11 protein-coding genes are annotated in these 20,789 nt (G+C 41.6%); all 11 read right to left on the bottom strand.

The window, feature by feature from the left end:
* Position 1: 1 nt before the first annotated feature.
* The 11 genes from ESA94_RS18615 to ESA94_RS18565 all read right to left on the bottom strand — a co-directional run bounded on the left by ESA94_RS18615 (position 2) and on the right by ESA94_RS18565 (position 20,775).
* Positions 2 to 2,287: a DUF5703 domain-containing protein gene (locus ESA94_RS18615; protein ID WP_129132458.1), complete on the bottom strand. Its 2,286-nt coding sequence runs from the start codon at positions 2,285 to 2,287 to the stop codon at positions 2 to 4.
* Positions 2,288 to 2,345: 58 nt separating this feature from the next.
* Complete coding sequence (locus tag ESA94_RS18610; protein ID WP_240671102.1) at positions 2,346 to 5,627, bottom strand: glycosyl hydrolase; 3,282 nt, start codon at positions 5,625 to 5,627, stop codon at positions 2,346 to 2,348.
* A 128-nt stretch (positions 5,628 to 5,755) separates the two neighbouring features.
* Positions 5,756 to 6,763: a glycoside hydrolase family protein gene (locus ESA94_RS18605; RefSeq protein WP_240671101.1), complete on the bottom strand. Its 1,008-nt coding sequence runs from the start codon at positions 6,761 to 6,763 to the stop codon at positions 5,756 to 5,758.
* Between the two features lie 109 nt (positions 6,764 to 6,872).
* Positions 6,873 to 10,169, bottom strand: a complete 3,297-nt coding sequence (locus ESA94_RS18600) for a glycoside hydrolase family 2 TIM barrel-domain containing protein (protein WP_240671100.1) — start codon at positions 10,167 to 10,169, stop codon at positions 6,873 to 6,875.
* A 131-nt stretch (positions 10,170 to 10,300) separates the two neighbouring features.
* Positions 10,301 to 11,455, bottom strand: a complete 1,155-nt coding sequence (locus ESA94_RS18595) for a glycoside hydrolase family 88/105 protein (RefSeq protein ID WP_164972791.1) — start codon at positions 11,453 to 11,455, stop codon at positions 10,301 to 10,303.
* Positions 11,456 to 11,621: 166 nt separating this feature from the next.
* Positions 11,622 to 12,905: a bile acid:sodium symporter family protein gene (locus ESA94_RS18590; RefSeq protein ID WP_129132453.1), complete on the bottom strand. Its 1,284-nt coding sequence runs from the start codon at positions 12,903 to 12,905 to the stop codon at positions 11,622 to 11,624.
* 74 nt (positions 12,906 to 12,979) lie between these two features.
* The gene (locus ESA94_RS18585) at positions 12,980 to 13,642 is read right to left on the bottom strand and encodes an aspartate/glutamate racemase family protein (protein WP_129132452.1); all 663 of its coding nucleotides are present in this window, start codon (positions 13,640 to 13,642) and stop codon (positions 12,980 to 12,982) included.
* Between the two features lie 195 nt (positions 13,643 to 13,837).
* On the bottom strand, positions 13,838 to 15,124 hold the full coding sequence (locus tag ESA94_RS18580) for a four-carbon acid sugar kinase family protein (RefSeq protein WP_129132451.1): 1,287 nt from the start codon (positions 15,122 to 15,124) through the stop codon (positions 13,838 to 13,840).
* Between the two features lie 86 nt (positions 15,125 to 15,210).
* Complete coding sequence (locus tag ESA94_RS18575) at positions 15,211 to 16,458, bottom strand: ribulose-bisphosphate carboxylase large subunit family protein (RefSeq protein WP_129132450.1); 1,248 nt, start codon at positions 16,456 to 16,458, stop codon at positions 15,211 to 15,213.
* A gap of 89 nt (positions 16,459 to 16,547) precedes the next feature.
* Positions 16,548 to 18,548: an aceric acid hydrolase gene (locus ESA94_RS18570; protein WP_129132449.1), complete on the bottom strand. Its 2,001-nt coding sequence runs from the start codon at positions 18,546 to 18,548 to the stop codon at positions 16,548 to 16,550.
* Between the two features lie 100 nt (positions 18,549 to 18,648).
* Positions 18,649 to 20,775: an alpha-L-rhamnosidase-related protein gene (locus ESA94_RS18565; protein ID WP_240671099.1), complete on the bottom strand. Its 2,127-nt coding sequence runs from the start codon at positions 20,773 to 20,775 to the stop codon at positions 18,649 to 18,651.
* Between the last annotated feature and the right edge of the window lie 14 nt (positions 20,776 to 20,789).

Raw genomic sequence — 20,789 nt, 5'->3', positions numbered from 1 at the left:
TTTACTTCAACATCATCTCCACATCCTTCTTCCTCTCCTCCGGCAACACGATTAACTTTACCAGCTTCCCATCTTTCAACTCTGCTTCAACAGTTGTATTCATTGGTGCATGTAATTTGAAATGCACATCTTTTCCTTTTGGCCATGCAGGGAATAATAGCATGCGTTGTCCATCGGTTTGCAACAGCATTTCCTGCAGACCGATCATACCACTACCGCCCCAGTTATGATCGGGCACCCAATCAAAACCCGGTCCCCAGAAAGCCGGGAAACGACGTTCACTGTTTTGCAGTTTGAGAGAGGTTAAGCGCCATGCTTCTTCGGTTAGGCCTAACCGTGCAGCAAAAATATTATCCTGCTTCCAGCCAATATGGCTGCGGAATTTAATGACTGACGTATCGTAATGCCATGTGTTCAATGCTATATCTAAACCCGGTTTACCAACACCAAAGATTCCCCACGGAAACACAGGATATAATTGTGGTGATTCAACATTGTTGATACGCTCCCATGTTTTTGCGGGAGCAATGGTTGTGTGAGCATTGAATTGCTGGTAGCTTAATGGGGGAACACGCTTTTGTAACAGTTCAACATATTGCTTTTGTTCTGCCGATAAATTTGTTGAAAGCAATTGTTTGATGATGGTTTGCATGGCAGCAACTGTTGTTACCGAATTGTTCGCCATCTTAAATGTTTCGGCTGCACTGCCGGGAAACAACACCAAATGGCCATTTCCATCGAATGTTTTCGCTCCTCTTTGTTTGGCGAGTAATTGATAATGCTCATCAAAAAACTGCAGACAACTGATGATGAACGGAATTTTATCGCTGATGTCTTTGCCTGTGTATTCAGCTTCCTGCAACATCATCAAACAAAATTCAAACACCGTATCCCATTCGTATTCGAGCCATGCATTGTACTCCACACCTTTATCAAAATAATCAGGGCGTTTGGTGCCGTACTCTGCAAAGTTGGGCAGACCAAAATTCTCCATCTGCTCGGTAAAACATGCCCCTGCATGATTCCAATAGACTTTTGTTCTTAACTCAGCATTTTTTTGCAGGCGCAAATAAAAATTGAGTTGCGGTTGTAACATATCCCAGTCACCTGCTTTGATCATAGGAAAATAAACCAGGCGTTGATTTTGTGCCGTGTGCAAACCGCCTCCCCAGTTGCGATAATCGGGAGTCAATCCTTTATTGATCGTATCAGTATAAATGGGATCAACCGTTAACAATCCTCCGTTGAATTTTGTGGGCCATGCTCCTTTTACATTCAAGGCAAGCATGTAACGGAAGAGTTGATAATTACGGCCCACTTCCCATGAACGTAACTCTTTTTTTGCCGGATCAATTTCAATAAAACTTCTGCTCCAGAATTGCTTCCACCATTGTTGTGTTTTTTGAAAAGCAGTTTTATCTGCTTTTACTTTTTGCTGCAACGAATCAAGTGATTGTTTCCATTCAGCAATATCATTTACCTGTGCATTGTGCAGAGCTAATTGCAGCGCATGTTGCTTTGCCGCCGACTTGCTTTTTAATTTCCATGCTTTGAAATCAGTATTCGCATAGGAACCAGTATCTGTTCCTGTAGCTATAAAATTCTTTCCGCTGAAAAAACCTCCGAATGCCAATTGTTTGAGAGGGTTGTACAGTTGTTCTTTCACCGATTCCATTCCCTGCTGTTTGACCACCGCATCAAAAATGGTTTCACTGCTGTTATGATGATAAAACAACACAGCATTGCCGGAATAGTCAATCACATCTTTCTTGTACACATTATTCTTTGGTGCTCCCCACTTCCAGGAGTTGCCCCAATTTTCTCTGTTGGTGATTACACGATCACGGTAACGCCAGCTTTCGTATGAAGTTTCAACGTTTATTTTTTTGTCGCTGCTTACTTCAATATGTGCAACGGGATTAAACACATCGACCCATATTTTTATTTCAGTTTTAATGCCGTTGTTTTCTCCTTGCACGGCAACATAACCTTGCCGTAGATGCAATTGTTGTTTGAAGTTTGTCCCGGTAAATGGATTGGGAGAAAGTTTCATTCTTATTCTTCCTGTCTTCATCAAGGCATTGTTCTCATCAAAGTTGCCGCTGCGTGCAACGTAGATGAACAAATCTCCTTTTTCCACCCAAACATTCATACCGATATCTCCGCCACCGCAGGGCATGGATGCTGATGCATTGTTGCTTTGTGAAGTCCATACAATATCATAATTCTGTTGGGCGGAAACAGAAAAAGCAATTACAAAAAAAAAGAAAAGGAAGAAATACTTCATTGAATTATTTTATTTCATGGCTACTTCGACTTCGCTCAGTATACTTGTCGGCGTTTGACTAATATCCAACAGTCAATTGCACTTCACCTACAATACCTGCAGGCAACAGCGTTTTATCTTTTAACCTGAACGGTGCTGTTGTCCATGTAATACGTTTTGCTTCTGGCAACAGCTGATCACCGATTAAACGATTATGCCAGGTATTACTCACAATAATTTCAATAATGTTAGCGCCTTCCTTAATTGCCTTGGTTATATCAACAGAGTAAGGTTGAACCCAGACGGTTCCGCAATCAACACCGTTTACTTTTACCGTGGCAATATTGTATACAGAAGAAAGCTTTAACGAAACTTCACTGGGCGGAAGCCCATTCAGAGATGTAACTTCAACAACTTTGCTGTAAACCACCGAACCTGAATAATAACGAATACTACTGTCTCCCTCCGACCAACTTTTCAATTTCGGAAAATATACCGAAGCTTTCGGGCCTCCCGCAGAAGTATCAAATTTCAACACCCAATCATTGTGACCAAATGAATAATATTGTTTAATCTTTGAATTACTTAAGCTTTGCACTGATGCTTTTTCTTTACATATAAAAAATACTGACTCACCGGGAAAAAGAGCAGCACGTATCCAAAGATTGTTACTATTCTTTTTATAAAAAAAATCCTTAAATAAATTTCCGGTAACAGGATTCAACGCTTCAACTTCTAAATATTGCGTACGAAGTAAAAATTCTGGCCTTATACTACTATCGCTTTGATTGCTGATGAAATAAATATCAGCATCAGCAGTTTTCCGATGCGTCCACGCAATTTCATTTCTTCCCTTAATTACTTCCACATCCTTCTTCACGCCCAACTTTTCAAACGTACTTTCCATATATGGCGCAGCCACTACATTCTTATTCTTGGCAAATAACTTTATCCATTGCTCATCGATAATAATCTTTGCTCCCGCATTTGCGAGTTGTTGCAATTTCTTTTGCACAGCAATACTCATCGTTGGGTTGGGATTCATCAGCATTTTCCCCGGTATCACCAACACGCCATAGCTTGCTCCGCCCGGTAATACCACTCTTCCATTCTTCACCTGCATCATCATCAATGCATCAGGATTAAACGAATCATAGGTATAACCATTCAACGGATCGATCCAGTCTTCGGGATCAGCCATGTTTGCTGAATGTGTTACACCATCAGGTATTTGTCGCAATGGCTGACCTTTATTTTCTAATCTCTTCTTTTCTGCTTCTACTTTTTCTTTTCCAAAAATGCCGGGCAAGGTATTTACCAAACGATCAGGCAATACGGAGCGGCGTGGAATTTCTTCACCTGTAAATACAGCCACATCCACAACAGGATCACCCATTTGCAACAAGGCCTGGCATCGTGTTAAATAGTCGATCCATGCTTTACTTTGTTTGAACCATGTTTGATCACGCTGAAAATACAAGCCCACACCATCGAGCGTTACACCGGGCTTTTTATTAAGAAATGGATTGTGTGCAAATACATGCAGACTCATTTTATTAATGCCCAATGCAAAATTTCGATCGCCAACAATTTTTAAACTGCCGGGATGTTCGCTCCAATCCATACGCACAGTTGTAAACGATTCGGCCAGGATAATTTTCTTGCCATAGATATGTGCACCGCTAATGGCATCATGCATATCATTTGGTTTATCATGTGTTGGACTGTTCAACCAAAATTCACCCATCGGCAGATCAGCATGTTTGTAATGCAGTAACCCATCACTCACCATTGTTGGTGCAATGGCTTCAGCACTCATCTTCGTCCCTAATGCATTTGCTTCTTTTTTTAACGTGGTATAAAACACATCATTCACCAGCTCTGCAATCGTTTCACGTACATCATGCAATATCTTTTCCGATTTATCGGCACTCTCCACCGGTATGCCCGCCATTACAAGTAAGTAAGGCATCAGATCATATCCTCTTCTTTTCTTAAACTCATTTGCAAAGTTGGCGCCCCAGTTCTGGCTGCCACACTCCCAACTATCAACATGAAATACTTTGAGCACTTCTTTTGCTAACGCAGTATTTTGTTTAAATGCTTTTCCAAACCAATTATCGAATTGCAGTTTTACTGCAGCAGTATTGAACTTATCGCACTCCAAACCTAAACCTGCTCCACCTGTATAATTTGTATGACCTGTTGAAGTGTGACCAATACGAACAATCACCCAATTACCTGCAGGTGCTTTCCAATCAAGATTACCATCAGCATCCATCTTGCCAGTTAAGTTGATGATGCGTTTGAGCGGAATGGCAGAAGAAAGAGGAATCTGTTCATTGGTTGTAGCATTGCTGATGCGCCATACCGAACCATTCTTCGATTCGTATTGATGAATGGATGGTTCATCACTTAAAAATATACCGACCACTTTCAACGATGGTTTCCATTTGGCTGCATCCAGATCTTCAGAGCCCGGCTCTGTTCCCTCTTTATCATACACAAAGCGGAAATATTTCGCCGTAGTAGCAGGAATGGCGAATGTAACATCTTCATCAGCATCCTGCCAGCCATGTCGTGGTGCATCGAACCGTGTAACGGTTGTAAAATTTTCGCCATCATTGCTGCTTTGTACAATTAAGCGCAAGGCTTGGTAACTATTGCCACCTGTACGCACAACAATGGAACGACAGGTAAATGGCTTTGGATATTTGTACTGGATCCAGCAAGACGAATCACTTTTAAAGGAAGTAGAATTATTGCCCGTTTGTTTATAGGCCAAAAAACTTGCACGAACGAAATTACTGGTTGAAACAGTTGGTACCGATACCACTTCGCTGAATGCATTGCTGCTGTTGGCAGGATAAGCATACACCGCAATGTCTTTATAATAATCCTGTGTAGCGTCGGGCATTGCAAGATTGATCTTCTCCGTACTGCCATCTGCTACATAGGTTTTCGTCCATACCAGTTTTTGCATGGAAAGTTCAGGTGTGATCCACGGACCACCGGCCAATGCAAAACCATCACTCACGTGCATGCCTAACTGTAAACCCAAACGCTTTGCTTCCTGCATGGCGAACGAAACAAGATTCCACCATTCGGGAGATAATTGTCGTGCAGTTGGTTGAAAAGGAATTTTTGAAACCGTATCCTTGATGGGCATGAGATAGGCACCACCGATGCCCACTTCTTTCATTGCTTCCAGATCGGCAGTAATACCTTCTTTAGAAACGGCCGCATGCATCCAGTACCAGAATACCCAGGGCTTGGCTGATTGAGGCGGATTGAGAAATGCGTTTTCAATGTTATTCGTCGCTTTTTGTTGCGCTGAAACATTGTTTACTAAAACAAGCAAACAAGCAACCGACAAGCAATATGTACAAAATCTCTTCATTATATAAAAAAATCACGCAAAGGCGCTAAGGATATAAGACGCAAAGTTGCGTAATCTTCTTTGCTCCTTTGCAGCTTTGCGTGAAAATATCAAAAATTCAGGTTACTCTTTCCTTTGTCAACTGAGGTAGCCACAGCAATTCCCCGGTTATCATTCTTATCAACGGCGCAATAGAAATGATAAACAACGCCCTTCCATTTCACCACAAAACTCTTGTGCGCATACTTGGCATCGTAAGGTTCGGACGATTTGATGAGATCCTCTCCTTTCCAATCCGTCCAGTTGACGAGATCGTAACTGCAGGCAAAACGGTTAAAGGTTTCGTTCTTTCTTGTTTCCCAGAAAGCACCGAAATAAAACATCACCCACACACCGTTGATCTTTTGCAGCACCGCATCGCCGGTAATACCCACTCCATGTTCCATTACCGGATCGGCATGGTAACGTTTCCAGTTAACCATATCATCGCTAACGGCCATGCCTATACGTTCGAACCAGCGCCATTTGGGTTTGTTGCCGCTGCTGTCGCCATTGGCATTGTAGTACATAATGAACTCGCTGCCGAGTGTTTTGTTTTTATCACGAATGACTGTGCTCTTGTACAGCTTGCGGTTTTCCCACCAACGCACATCTGCATCGGTTGAACTTAACACAGGTTTTGATAAACGATTCCATTCATGTGGCTTGGTTAGATCGTTTGCCGTGTTGGCGATACCGATAGCCAACGGACCGGATTCGTAACCACGATCCTTTCCACCGATATAACTCATCCAGTATTTGCGTTGATATTTTTCCAGTTTATAGTTGCCGCCCCACTTGGTATTCTGCAAAGAGATATAACCTGCTTTCTGATTATTATCCCAATCGGTGGTATCAGAAAAACCCATGAGCTTGCCGAGTGTTGTCCATTGCAGCAGGTCTTTACTTTTTGCGATCCATGTTTCATACCCTCGTCCATCAAACTGGATATAGGTCATGTACCAACTGTTGCCTTTTCGGAATACAGAAGGGCAATCGATCTTTTTATTGCTGGTTTCAGGTGTAACAACAAGACCATATTTGAAAGGCGTTTTTACTTCTTCATACACTTTCTGCATTATCTCTTGCGATACTTGTGATTTAACCACAGAGGCACAGAGCACACAGAGAGATAGCAATAAACACGTCGTGTATCTCTGTGTCTTTGTGTCTCCGTGGTTCACCTTCCTATTTAATTTCTTTTGCTTTTTCACCTGCTGATTTCTTTTTTGCATTGAACGGAACTAAATAAAAACTGTATTGATAATTCTTTGGTTTGATCTGGTATTTCTCCAGCGGTGCCGCCACTTCGCTCCAGCTATCATTACCACCAACACCCATTTGTATGAGATCAATATTGAGCGTGATGAAACCTGCATCTTTTAGCTTATTAGTATGCTTGGCATTCTGGATATTTTCTTCAGTATAAGGCCATGCACTCATGCTGAGTAAACTATCGGCCACGACCAGCAATCCATCCTTTGATGTTTTGTTGTGCAGGTACATCCAGCGTACATCGGTGTGGTTACCATTTTCCTGTGGCACTACATAAGGTTCCATGAAATCGAAAATGTTTTGATTGTAAATACCCACATCTGAACCATAGTTTCGATCAATGTAATTTTCGAATGGCCCACGACCAAAGTATTCGATTTGATCATAGCTCCTGTTGATGCCCATCTGCATACCTACTTTAGGGATATTGGGTAAGCCAGGTTTAACATTGAGAACATAATCAACTTTGATCAGACCATTTTCATAGATAAAATAGTTAACAGTAACTCTAACACTGTCGTTAATTAAAGAATATACCGAAGTGATTAGTTGGCCAAATCCACTATTATGTCCACCGAAAACTCCTTTCTTCACTTCTAATAAGCTAGGTTTAGAATCATACCATTGCTTTAATACCCGATGCGTTTTGAATCCACGCCTGTCATTATCAGTTTGAGGTCTTGTAAAATGCGGCATCAAAGGTGTAGAAATCTGTTCATTACCTTTCAGTTTGTACGATTCCAATGCGCCAGTCTTTTTACTAATGAAAATGGAATAATCAGTTTTCTTGATAGAAAATCCTTCTTCCGTTTCGGCATAAAAAGCTTTAGCTAATGGCTTGTAAGTAGTTGTTGCAGTTTTCAATCCTAACTGATTACTTGCAATCTCAAACCCTGCCTCTGCCCATGCTTCTGCTTTCTGCAACACAAATTTCAGTTCCACATGATATTCTGATGTTGCTTTTGTTTTTGGCAACCATTTTGAAACAGGAAAATCAACTGTTGTTGCAGGAGCTACATCAATACCACCGATCTGTTGATTGGAAATGACCTTTCCATCTTCTTTCACTACAATATAAGCAGTGTAGGCATTTACATTCTTCACTTCACTTCTGTTGACGATGCGGATGATGCCTTTTACAGACCCGATAGCTATCGGGTCACTCCACTCAACCTGTATCGGTTGAAAAATACGCTTGCATTCATACATCGCTTCTTTCGGTCGGCCATCGGCTGCAACAACCCCTTTGATAGTGAAATTGTCGAAATAACGTTCACCGTAATCACCACCGTATGCATAAAACTTCACACCTGCTGAATCGGTTTTCTCCAAGCCTTGATCTTTAAACTCCCAGATGCAACCACCGATCACTCTCGGCAAACTCCGCCACTGATCCCATAAATCTTTCAGGTTACCAGCACTGTTGCCCATGGCATGTGCATACTCACAAAAGAAAATAGGACGATGATCGCCATTGTTCTGATTCACAAGTAACGGTGCCGTATAGTCGGATGGATACATTCTGCTGATCACATCCACGTAATATTGATCCAACGGATTCTGAATACGATGCGAGTGATCATTGCTTTTTAAATACCTGCTGTCACTCGGATCGATATAACCTTCTTCTTTCGGACTGCCCATTGCCGGTTCGTAATGCAAGGGCCTTGTCATATCAAAATCTTTTATCCATGCGGCCATTGCTGCATGATTAGGACCACTGCCAGCTTCGTTACCTAAACTCCACATGATAATGCTTGGATGATTTTTATCACGCAACGCCATTCTGCTAATGCGTTCTACATAAGCACCTGCCCATGCCGCATCATGACTCAGCTTTCCACCCAAACCATGTGTTTCTAAATTCGCTTCATCAATCACCATGATGCCGAATTCATCGCACAAGTCTAATAAGTAAGGATCGCTTGGATAATGACTTAGACGAACACAATTAAAATTGAACTGCTTGATAGTTTTTATATCCTGCAGAATATCTTCTCTTGTTAATGCTTTTCCTCTTGTTGGGTGATGATCGGGACGATTGACACCATACAGGTAAGTGAGTTTTCCATTGATGAGTAATTTGCTGTCGCTCTTGCGGAATTCGATTGAACGAAAACCAAGCTTACAGGTTTTTACTTCAAGTACTTTACCCGTACTGTCTTCCAACGTCAATACAAGTTTATACAAATTCGGTTCTTCCGGACTCCATTTTCTCGGATTGCTGATGGTTGCTTCCATCAACCCAAATTTCACTCTATCTAAACGTGGATGAATTTCATTGATGATCTCATCTGTCTTTTTCGAAAGCGGTTGCTGCAATACGGGTTGATTGTTGGCATCATATACCTGTGCTTTCAATACATAGCCGGGCATATCCTTACCCGTTAAATTTTCAATACGTGGACGAATACTTAACAATGCATCTTTATAATCTTTATCGAGTTTTGTTTGATAGAAAAAATCTGCAATACGCAATGAAGGTTCTGCCTGCAAATACACTTCACGATGAATACCGCTCATACGCCACTGATCCTGGTCTTCTAAAAAACTTCCGTCACTCCAACGTATCACCCAAACAGAAATTACATTTTCACCTTCCTGTAAATAAGGTGTAATGTTGAATTCGCTTGGCAGAAAACTATCTTCTGCATAACCGGCAAACTTTCCGTTGATCCATAATTTATACGCCGAGCTTACGCCGCCAAAATGCAACGTGATGTTCATGCCTTTCCAGTTGGCCGGAACGGTAAATGTTTTTTGATAACAACCAACGCCGTTATAATCCTGCGGCACATGCGGCGGATTCACCGGACGAAATGGATATACTGCACTTTTATAAATTGGCTTATCGTAACCAAGCATTTCCCAACTTGATGGAACAGAAATTTTCTTCCACTCCCCCCGATTTAAATCGGGGGCCATTCTTTCATAAAAATCTTTGGGTGCATCTGCTGGTTTTAATGCAAAGGAAAAATCCCAATCTCCATTTAAGGAGATATAGCGACCGCTTTTTGTCCGATCGTTTGTTAATGCATCTGCAACTGTTGCAAACGAATAAGCAGTCGCTCTTGATTGATCCCTGTTAATGCCGCTTACATATGGATCTTCAAAAGGCTCACGGTTAAAAATAGTTGGCGCTACAGGAACAGCAGCCGGTGTTTTATCAACCAACTGTGCTTTTGTTTGAACCACGAAGGCACTAAGCACACTAAGTAACACAAAGGTTTTTCTTAGTGCATCTTCTTGTCTCTGTGTCTTTGTGGTTCTATTCTTCATTTCTTCTTTCATTCTAAATTCTTTCTGTAAAAACTTCGTTTATAAATAATAAACATCTTTCCTTATCCCCCTTTAGGGGTTAGGGGCTTCTTTTTCAACAGATCCATTTCAATACATGCCTGGATAAACGGCCCGATGGCTTTCAGATCATCGTCTCTCCTCGGTTCGTTCACATAATATTCATACGTACCATCACGATAAGGAATGCCACCCAAACCTGCACCTGCAACAGCCTGTATAAAATGATATTGACCATTTGCATCTGTTGTTACAAATTCTTTGATCATGCCATTGTATGCTTTCTGCAACGGCGCATTAAATGTTGCCGGCAGATAATTCATGCGAATGCCTTTTGCCAATGCAAACACAAACATGGCTGTGCCCGATGATTCGAGATAATTCTTTTCTTTATTCGCTTTATCAGTTACCTGCCACCATACTCCACTCTTTGCATCCTGGAATTTTACAATAGCAGTTGACAATCGATTTAAAATACTGATCAATTCTTTTCTGCGTGGATGTTCTTTGGGAATAAAATCCAACACATCAACCAACGCCATCATATACCAACCCATGCTTCTGCTCCAGAACTCAGGCGACACACCTGTTTGTTTATTTGTCCAGCCTTGTAGTTTACTTTCATCCCAACCATGATACAATAACCCTGTCTTTGCATCTCTGCCATATTTTTCCATCCACACAAACTGGTTAATGACATCGTTGAAATCCTGTTGCTGTTTATTCACCACTGCATACTCTGCATAAAATGGTTCGATCATGTACAAACCATCGAGCCACATTTGTGAAGGATATTTCAGCTTATGCCAAAAGCCACCAACTTTGTTGCGTGGCTGAATACTGATCTGATCACGCAATGTTTGTGCAGCAACTTTATATTTTTCGTCTTTATACAATGCATGCAAACGCAACAGTTGACGACCGGGAGGAATATTATCGCTGTTGTATTCATCCATTACATAGGTACGGATATGTCCATCTGCTGTAATAAAATGATCGATGATGTGTTTGGTATAATCAATATAGGTTTGATCGTTGGTGATCTTCCACAAACGTTCAAAGCCCATCAGCACCACTCCTATTTCATAATTCCAGTTAGCAGGACGATCACCCGTTGGTAATTTATCCTGCTCCAAATGACTTGCATATTTTTTTACCACCATTGAATCTTTGTATTGCTTCATGATGGTGGCAGCCATTTGTTTGGCATATTCGATTTGTGCGAAAGAAGGAACCACAAAGACGTTAAGTACACTAAGTAGCACAAAGAATTTCCTTCGTGTTCCTTTGTGTCTCTGTGTCTTTGTGGTTCTATCTGCTGAGTAGCGTACAGAACGTACAAGTGATTTTATCATTTTATAAGATTTAATCTTTGTGTTCCTTTGTGTCTTCCTGTCTTTGTGGTTCAACCGGTCTTCTTCTCCAGTAATTCGCCAGTAAACTACCACTGATGTTCATCCACGGACTAAACACCGCCGCCGCCAAACCAACCGTTCCCAACTTACCCATGCTGCCTGCAATACCACTGGCCATACCACCGTTTTGCAAACCAACTTCAAACGCAATGGTGCGACTTGAATTTTTATCCATACCAAACAAACGACTGAGCCAATAACCAAAGAAATATCCTGCTGCATTATGTATCACCGATGCAATGAACAACAGGAAACCAACTTTCATCAGGTTCTCTCTTCCCGCAGCAGTTGTAACAGTTGTAAAATAAATAATACCGAACATCGAGATCAACGGCATAATGCTATCGAGCTTTGGAAACTTCACCCACAACCAATGATAAACAACACCTGCAATTACTGCACCTGCAAAGAACGCCGAGAGTTGCATGCTTTGCAACAATCCTTCATGAGCAATATTGCTTTTCAACAATACCACTGCAACAATCCATACTGCAGCCAACACAGCAATGATGTTCACTTTCTTTTTTTGTGCTGTTGTTGCACGTTTTAAAAAATCGTGTAACAATGCTGCGCCAATGGGCACCAATACAATTTTGATGATCTCCATCATCATATCTACAAACTTTATTTCAATGAGTGTGCCTGCCAATGTTTTCATTAATAAAGGTGTAAGTAACGGTGCCACCAATGTTGCCATCGCTGTTACAATTACACTCAATACCAAATTTGCTTTTGCTAAATACACCATTACATTACTTGCCAACCCACTGCTGCAACTGCCAATGAGAATAATACCTGCGGCTATCTCCGGTTCAAACTGAAAAACTTTTGTGAGCAACAAACCCATCAACGGCATAATAGAAAAATGACAGAACAAACCAACCAACACGCCTTTGCCTGTTGATGCTAATCCGCTGAAATCTTTTAAACTCATATGCGTGCCCATGCCAAACATCACCAGTTGAATGATGACAAGGATCAATGTTTTATCTCTTAAGTTTATACCTCCCCAATTCTTAAACGCATCAGGGAATAGCATGCCTGCAACCACTGCACTGATGATCCATGCTGTGTATTGATAACCTTTGAGCGATGGCACAGCACCAAGTCCGATTGCCAGACTGATAGCAGCGATCAATGCCGATGGTTTGTACAACGATGCATTAGCCATTGCTACGCCAGCAACAACCAGCACAATAGCTGCAAGTGATATGTATAAAAAAGATTTCTTCATATTATTTTCTCACAGATGACACAGATTTTCACAGATGTTTTTTTTCTGTGTTCATCCGAGTAATCAGTGAGCCATTATCCAATCAATGTTTTTAAATATTCCATTGCCACCGGCGGGCTCGCCAGTATCGGCACTTTCTTTTCTGCTTCTGTTAATGTATCCACCACTCTTGCCATGCTTGCCTGCGCTAATACGATCACATCTACTTCATTGGCGAGTTGCTTTAATGCATCGCTTACTTTTTTATCGTGTGTTGCTGCATCGCCGCTCATCAATGCTTCAAATGCACCTTCGCACAATACAGCTTTCAATTCTATTTCTTTTCCTGCAACCAATGCTCTTCTTCTCACTAAATCGCTTGTTGGATTTAATGTGGTTGATAAGGTTGCCACCACGCCAATCTTCTTTCCTGTTGCAACGGCTTTGTCGGCCATTGGTTGATCCACACGCAACACAGGCACGCCGGTTAATGTGGCTGCTGTCTCCACTGCCGGACCAATTGATGAACAGGTGAACAAAATATAATCTGCGCCAGCTTCCTGTGCCGATGCTGCGTAGTTCACTACACGTTTCGATGTATCGGGTGTGAGTGTGCCACGTGCAATCGTGTTCTTGATCAAACTGTCATCCACAATGTTAAACGTTTTTACATTGGGCAAATACTTGCTCACCAACTCTGCAAACACAGGCACCAATGTTGCCGATGTATGAATCAATCCTAATGTTTTTTGTGCCATCTTGTTTATGCTCGTTTTATTTTATGTTATCAACTTTTGTAATTCTGTTTAACTTTCGTTGCGTCGCACTCTTGTACGACTTGTATTTCTATTCACCATTTTATCACGCAAAGACGCCAAGTTTATAAGGCGCAAAGTTTTTTGCGTCTTTGCCCCTTTGCAGCTTTGCGTGAAATCAAATTTCACCACAACAAATCAGAACAACCCGAAATAATCCTCCCCTCCAACCTGTCCGCCTTTAAAATTCACTTCCAGTCCGTTTATCTTTTCGTTTGTTGAATAAGCTTTGCACAACGGTGCTCCACTTACAATTGCTGCGATCATTTCCACTGCATCGATCTCCATTGCTCTGGCTGCATAACTGCTTGTATCGCCACCTGCCACAACCACACGTTTCAAATTGGAATGTATTGCAGCATGTTTAGCAATTGTGCCCAACGCTGTTCCTAATTTTTCGGAAGAAAGATTTTCCGTTTGTTTACTTCCTGTGTGAACGATCACGTTCTTTTCCTTTTGCAACAACACCGCCACATGATTCAACACTGACGCATCAACAATTCCTTCTTCAATTATTTTTACTGCATCAAGAACGATCTCTTCAAACCCATTTGCTTTTGCCCATTCAATTTGTGCCGCCGTAACAGGTGAACAACTACCCGATACTACCAGCAATGGTTCTGCTTTCATTGTATTCTTCCACTCTGTATCGGGCTGCAATTTTCCTGTTCTATTCCAGTAATTGCCCAACGCAGCTTCCACACTTGAACCTCCCACACTGAACAATGTTTTATCATCCAATCCATTCATCCACTCTCCGATCTTTTCCAGTTGTGTTTCATCCATCACATCAACTAAAACAACTTCTTCATCTGTTAAACTGCTCATCCATTCATCAACAGGTTTTGCAAGTTGTACAATATCGATCAACCCTATTTTCTTATCCGTCTGTTTACCGATATGCAAACGCAGATCACTTTCATCAGCCGGTGTTACCGGATGTTTACTCATCGATGGATGACGATCCAGCCGATAAATCTTTCCGTTGCTTCCAATTCCCATGCGTGCAAACAAATTGCCGAACACACAGTATCTCCCCAGCGATGGCGCACCACCCAACACAGGTATCAATTTGTTTTCAAATACTGAAGCGCCACAATCAATGGCTTTGCCAATGCTTCCAACAGTTGGTGATGAATCGAATGTAGAGCAGACTTTATAATGCACCTGTTTTGCACCTGTTGCTTTCAACTGTTCAAATGCAGGCAACAAAACTTTTTCCATTTCATCGGGAGGTAATGCTCTTGTCTTTCCTGCAACACCTATTACATCCAACTGCGGAAACTGTTGCAACTGTTCTGCTGTTGGCGGTTCAATGAACAACACAGCTTTTGCACCTGCTCTCGTAATAAATTCAAGTGCATCGGTGCTGCCGGTGAAATCATCACCATAAAATGCGAGTAATATGTTTTGTTTGTTGTTCACTTTATTTAAACTACTAAGGCACAAAGGCGCTAAGTGGCATTAAGTTTTTTCTTTGGGCATCTCTGTGTTCTCCGTGTCTCCGTGGTTCAATTCTTCTTCCCGAATTTTTCAACTGCTGCTGCAAACTCTTTATACTGCTTCGCTGCATCTTCCAACGTTAATCCATCAACCGCTGCTTTCCATGCCTGCTGCAAGGCCGCTACACCTGCTGCTGCTCCCATCGGGTGCGCCATAATACCACCACCGGCCATGTACAACAGATCAACAGTCTTTGTTCTTCTGTAAGTTTCAAACGCCTGCCCACCCCACTGACCGGATGATACTACAGGCACCACTGTTTTATGATCGTACATCTTTGTCAAACATGCTTCAATGGATGCTACCACACTATCATCAGTCTCCCAGAATTTATTTTGAATACCGTTCACATGCATCTGATCAGCACCGGCCAGTCGCCATATTTTTTGATAGGCTTTGTAATCAATACCCAGCAACGGATGTCTTGTCATCATACCCCAACCATTGCGGTGTGCATGAATAGCAAGTTGTCGCTGATCCATGATTTTTTTTGCAGCAGCCAAACCAACACTGTTAATGCTGATCATGGCGCAAGTGCCACCACTGTGGACGATCTTCTCATAACGTTGCAGCATTTCATCTACTTCGCCACTAAGGTTGAACGCATACATCACTTTCTTACCTGTTTTATCTGCATGTGCATTAATAACGTTCATCACCGCATCAACACGATCATTGAAATTTGAATTGGCAGATGAAGAAAGCAGTTCATCATCTTTTACAAAATCAATTCCTCCTTCGGCTAATGTTTTCACCATGCCAGCTGTTTGCTCAACCGATAAACCAATGGATGGTTTAATGATGGTGCCGATCAACGGTCTGCCTTGCACGGTTGTTAATTGTCTGCAACCATCAATACCAAATGCAGGGCCTTTGAATTTGTCAGCGAATGAAGCTGGCAATTCAATATCTATCAGCTTCAACCCGGTGAATTGTGTGATCTCGTATAAATTTCCCTGTAATGTGGAAACCATCACGGGAAGATTGTAACCGAAATTTTCAATACTCCACGATACTTTCACAATGGCACGATGATACTTACCATCTTTACTTGTTGCTCCGGGAATGGCAGGTTCAGTTACTCTTTCCAATACTTCCACCGACTCCACTCTTGCAGCAAAACGTTGTTTGAGTTCTTCGGTTTCGCCGGGCACTGCTACAAATGTGCCTGATGATTGTTCACCTGCTAATACCGCTGCTGCCTTTTCCGGTGCATACGGTGTTTCGATGTAATATGTTGCTAAAATTCTTTCCATGTTTTTTGTTTTGAACCACGAAGACACGAAGTACACAAAGGAACACAAAGCTTTGTGACTCTTCTTGTCTTTACATCTTTGTGGTTCCATTATCTCGCCAACGGCAACCAAACCGTCATATCCGTTTTACCACGGTTGGCCCATGCGTAATACGGAATGAGTTTGATCGTTACCGGTTTCAGTTTTGTATTTACTTCTTTATACAAAGTATTGTTCCATTGATTCTGATCGAGCAGTCTTGCTTCACCAGTTAAGGCCATTACATTTCCCTCTGCAATTTTCATGGGCACAGGTTGCAGTTTGATGTTGGATGGAATCACCACATCAAATACTTTTTGTTGTGGCAAATCAGTTGATTCTAAACAATACACCACCGGCCCACGCTTTACCGTTACCTGGTTTCTGGTTTCTTCCACCATCGGGTTACTTTCGATGAGAGTTGCTGGCATATCCATGTTTAACTCGAGTTTATCATTTGCCTTTACTGTCAACTCAACAAAACCATTTTCTTTTTTTGTTGCAACAACTTTTCCATTTTGTTTTACATCGAAACGGTTGCACCAACCCGGAATACGCAGAAAAACTTTTGTTCCATTCTTCGACAATTCTTTTACATTGAACAAGACCTTTGCATCCCATGGATAGTTTGTTGTCTGTTCCAGTTTGATCTTTGTGCCATCATGCAATTCAGTTGCAAGCGTATTGCCGCCATACATGTTAATGTACAAACCTTTTTCACCAACACTGTATAAATAACTGTTTACTTCTGCAATGGTGCGTACCACATTCGGCGGACAACAATTCGATTTACTGATATAAGGAATACGTCCACCTTCCCAACGCAGATGATAAGGATAGCTGACAGTTGAAGCCAATGGGTTTGTATAAAAATAGTTAGAGCCGTTCATGCTTACTCCACTCAGTACACTGTTGTATAAAGTCAACTCAACAATATCTGCATACTTCGATTCACCTGTCAATAAAAACATACGCCAGTTCCATAACACATTCCCGATGTTGGCGCAGGTTTCATTGTGGGCACTGAAGTTGGGCAACTGATAATCCCTTCCATAACTCTGGTGTACTTTCTGTACCGTATCGGGTTTGTAAGAAGTACCATCCACACTCACACCATCATACAAAGCACCACAACCACCGGTTACATACATTTTTGTATTGATGACGTTGTTCCACATTTTGTTCAATGTGTTCATCAAGGTTGCATCGCCTGTTTCGGCATACACATCGGCCACACCTGCAAACAAATAATTGGCTCGTACTGCATGACCCACCACTTTATTCATATCACGGAAAGGTGCACGATCGCTGTTATCATCTGTGCCTTCTACAGTACCACGGATGTTGATGAGATGAATCACCAGATCGAGATATTTCTTTTCGTTTGTTGTACGGTACAATTCAGTTAAGCCCATGTAATGCGATGGGCAAATGGCATTGCGTGCCAGCTCCGGTGTTGCGGCTGCATAAAAGCCAATCAGAAAATCAGCTGCTTTCTTTGCAATGTTGAGTAACGTTGTTTTACCTGTTGCACGGTAATGCACACAGGCTGCCGTCATTAAATGACCAAAGTTGTAGGCTTCAAAACTCAACTGATCATCAAACATTTTATCCTTACCTGTTTTCTTTTGTTCAATGATGTTCTTGGTGTAGATATAACCATCGCTCTTCTGTGCTTTGCCAATCACATCAATCGCTTCATCCATCCACTTTTCCAGTTTTGCATCTTTGGTGTTGGCATACATGGCTGCAACTGCTTCCAGTGTTTTGTAAAAATCACCATCATGAAAAGATGGACCACGGAAACGTCCGGTATCTAATCCAGCCGCCACTCTGAAATTCTGAAACGAATAACAGATGTCTTTGCTCGTGTATGTTTGCCAAAGCTGCGGCAACATGGCATCACGACAAACAGCAAAACGTTCGGCCCAAAAACCTTTTGTCCATTGCACATCACTGATGCCCACACCGGTAAGCTTTGCATAACTGCTGCCTTGTGTGTTCACAAGACTTGTTTGCGCATCTGCTTTCTGCAAGAACAGAACACTGATTATGATTAAATACTTTTTCATTTTATATTTTTTGAACCACGAAGAACACGAAGTGCTTTCACAAGGTTCACAAAGAAACTTCGTGTGCTTTGTGAACTTCTTTGCGTTCTTTGTGGTTAATTTAATTATAGTTCACTGTATAACTCTTCTCTTTTTCTACCGTTAACTCATAATTGCCATCGCCTTTATCTTCCACATTTCCTTCGCTACAAACTGGTTTTGATCTACTGCTAAACTTCAACACACCTGTTCCTGCTGCACCGGTGATCTTGATCTCATTCGTACTTACATACAGTTCAATTTCACCTTGTGGTGTTGGCACTTTGCCTTCCATCCATTCCAATCCACCAAGATTTGGTTCAACTACATATTCAGAATAACCCGGTGCTGTTGGTTTTACGCCGAGATAATATTTACCCAGCAAATACAAAGGACTTGCACCCCATGCGTGGCATAAACTTTTTCCAAACTCTCTTCCATACATCGCATAATGTTCTGCTCCTTTTTTATCAGGATTATATTCTTCCCAGAAACTTGTTGCACCAAGCTTCAACATACCACCCCAGTAATCTTTCATTTCTTTCAACACATAATTCTGTTCACCTAAGGCACACAAAGCTTCCAACTCATAGAAACGCATGTACGGTGTGGTGATCTTCTGAATATGATCATTCAGCAACACGGACGTTTTCACCTGCTCTTTTTGCTGCTCATTAAAATAATCGAAGAAGATGGAGAACATGTTTGCATAACGTGTAACATTTTCTGTTTGCTTACCATCCACACGACTGTGCACCAATGCCTGCTTTGTATCGTTCCAGTAAATGTTGAATAATTTTTTACGCATATCAGCAGCAAGTGTGTTGTATTGCGTTGCTGCATCTGTATCGTTGGCGATGTTGGCACACAAAGCCATTGTCTCCAGGCTACGTGCAAGCAATAACTGTTCAAAGCTCACTTCGCCTTTTTTGCTGAGACCTGCAGCCCAATCGATAAAGATCCAATCGCCGGACATCCACTCCATCAATCCATCTTTATTACGACGGGCCAACACATAATCCATCAACGTTTTCATACGGTCGTAGTTCTGTGCTATAAAATTCTGATCGCCTGTGTAGAGGTAATAATCATAAATACCGAGGAACCAATAGAACGTATAATCCATGATGGTGTTGATGTGACCCGTCACCGGATCTTTACCACGCAAGGCATAGGTTGTACGTTTTACTGTTTCATTATCGAAGTAGAGATAGTAGTTCATCAAATAACTTTGATACGCATCTCCACTCCAGATCCAACGATCCCGTTTGATGCCATCGATGAAAAATTCTCTTGTGTTTAATTCAAATGTGTATTTCGATACATCGTAAATACGATTGATCTCTTCATCGTTACAAGTAAAGCTGCCTCGTTCTTTTACATCAGCATATTCATACAGCATGGAAACAGAATCGAGTGTTACGCCTTCATCGCATTGCACATTTACAAAACGATAAGCTTTCGACAGCTTCATGATCTCATCTTTCTTTTCTTGGGTGTTAACATCCACTCTATCCAACGTTTCGCAATGTTCTGTTGATAATGCTTCTTCTTCTGATTCACCATAGTACACCGATAATTTCCCTTTTCCACTCAGGCCATGCAATTGAATAAACCCAAATGTTTCTTTTCCAAAATCTACCAGCAGGGAGTTCTTTCCTTTTATTGTTGATACTGCTGATTGTTTTCTTGTCGGCAGCATAAACTCCGAAGGCAATTGCGCAGGTGAATTAAAATTCGAACTTCCTGCATTGAGCCATTTGGTAGCCGAGATGTCGGATGCTTTTCCTGTTTCATCGATCCATTCTTTGTCTTCGAATGTTACGAGCCATGTTGCATCCGATACAATTGTTTTTCCTTTTACATAAATAGCAGGCACATTCGCCTGGTTAAATACTTTGATGTTGATCTTATGTTTACCTGCCGGTACAACAATTTGCTTCGGACTTCCTTCAAATGCTATTCCATCGATCTTTACATTGTATTCACCTTCCACATAAATATCAACAGTTTCTTCGGCGGGCACATCAAACACTTTATGAAAATCCATGAGCACATAATGGGCGTCAATTTTCCAGAACACGGGAAAAAATGTGCCTCGTTCTGTCCGACGGTTTTGCATTTTATTGGCCAGTACTATTTCAAAATCGCCGGGATACCAGATCCATGTTGGAGCAGAAAAAGTATTTGATAAAAAAGAGTTGTTCATTGCTTCACGTTAAT

Source organism: Lacibacter luteus, from assembly GCF_004118265.1.
Lineage (GTDB): Bacteria > Bacteroidota > Bacteroidia > Chitinophagales > Chitinophagaceae > Lacibacter > Lacibacter luteus.
Note: the sequence above shows the minus strand (reverse complement) of the source record. Positions and strands in the feature narration are given on the sequence as shown.

Excerpts from the sequence above, each read along its gene's own strand:
- ESA94_RS18605 (WP_240671101.1), bottom strand. The coding sequence starts at position 6,763 with ATGCAGAAAGTGTATGAAGAAGTAAAAACGCCTTTCAAATATGGTCTT.
- ESA94_RS18585 (WP_129132452.1), bottom strand. The coding sequence starts at position 13,642 with ATGGCACAAAAAACATTAGGATTGATTCATACATCGGCAACATTGGTG.
- ESA94_RS18590 (WP_129132453.1), bottom strand. The coding sequence starts at position 12,905 with ATGAAGAAATCTTTTTTATACATATCACTTGCAGCTATTGTGCTGGTT.
- ESA94_RS18595 (WP_164972791.1), bottom strand. The coding sequence starts at position 11,455 with ATGGCTGCCACCATCATGAAGCAATACAAAGATTCAATGGTGGTAAAA.
- ESA94_RS18570 (WP_129132449.1), bottom strand. The coding sequence starts at position 18,548 with ATGAAAAAGTATTTAATCATAATCAGTGTTCTGTTCTTGCAGAAAGCA.
- ESA94_RS18575 (WP_129132450.1), bottom strand. The coding sequence starts at position 16,458 with ATGGAAAGAATTTTAGCAACATATTACATCGAAACACCGTATGCACCG.
- ESA94_RS18565 (WP_240671099.1), bottom strand. The coding sequence starts at position 20,775 with ATGAACAACTCTTTTTTATCAAATACTTTTTCTGCTCCAACATGGATC.
- ESA94_RS18615 (WP_129132458.1), bottom strand. The coding sequence starts at position 2,287 with ATGAAGTATTTCTTCCTTTTCTTTTTTTTTGTAATTGCTTTTTCTGTT.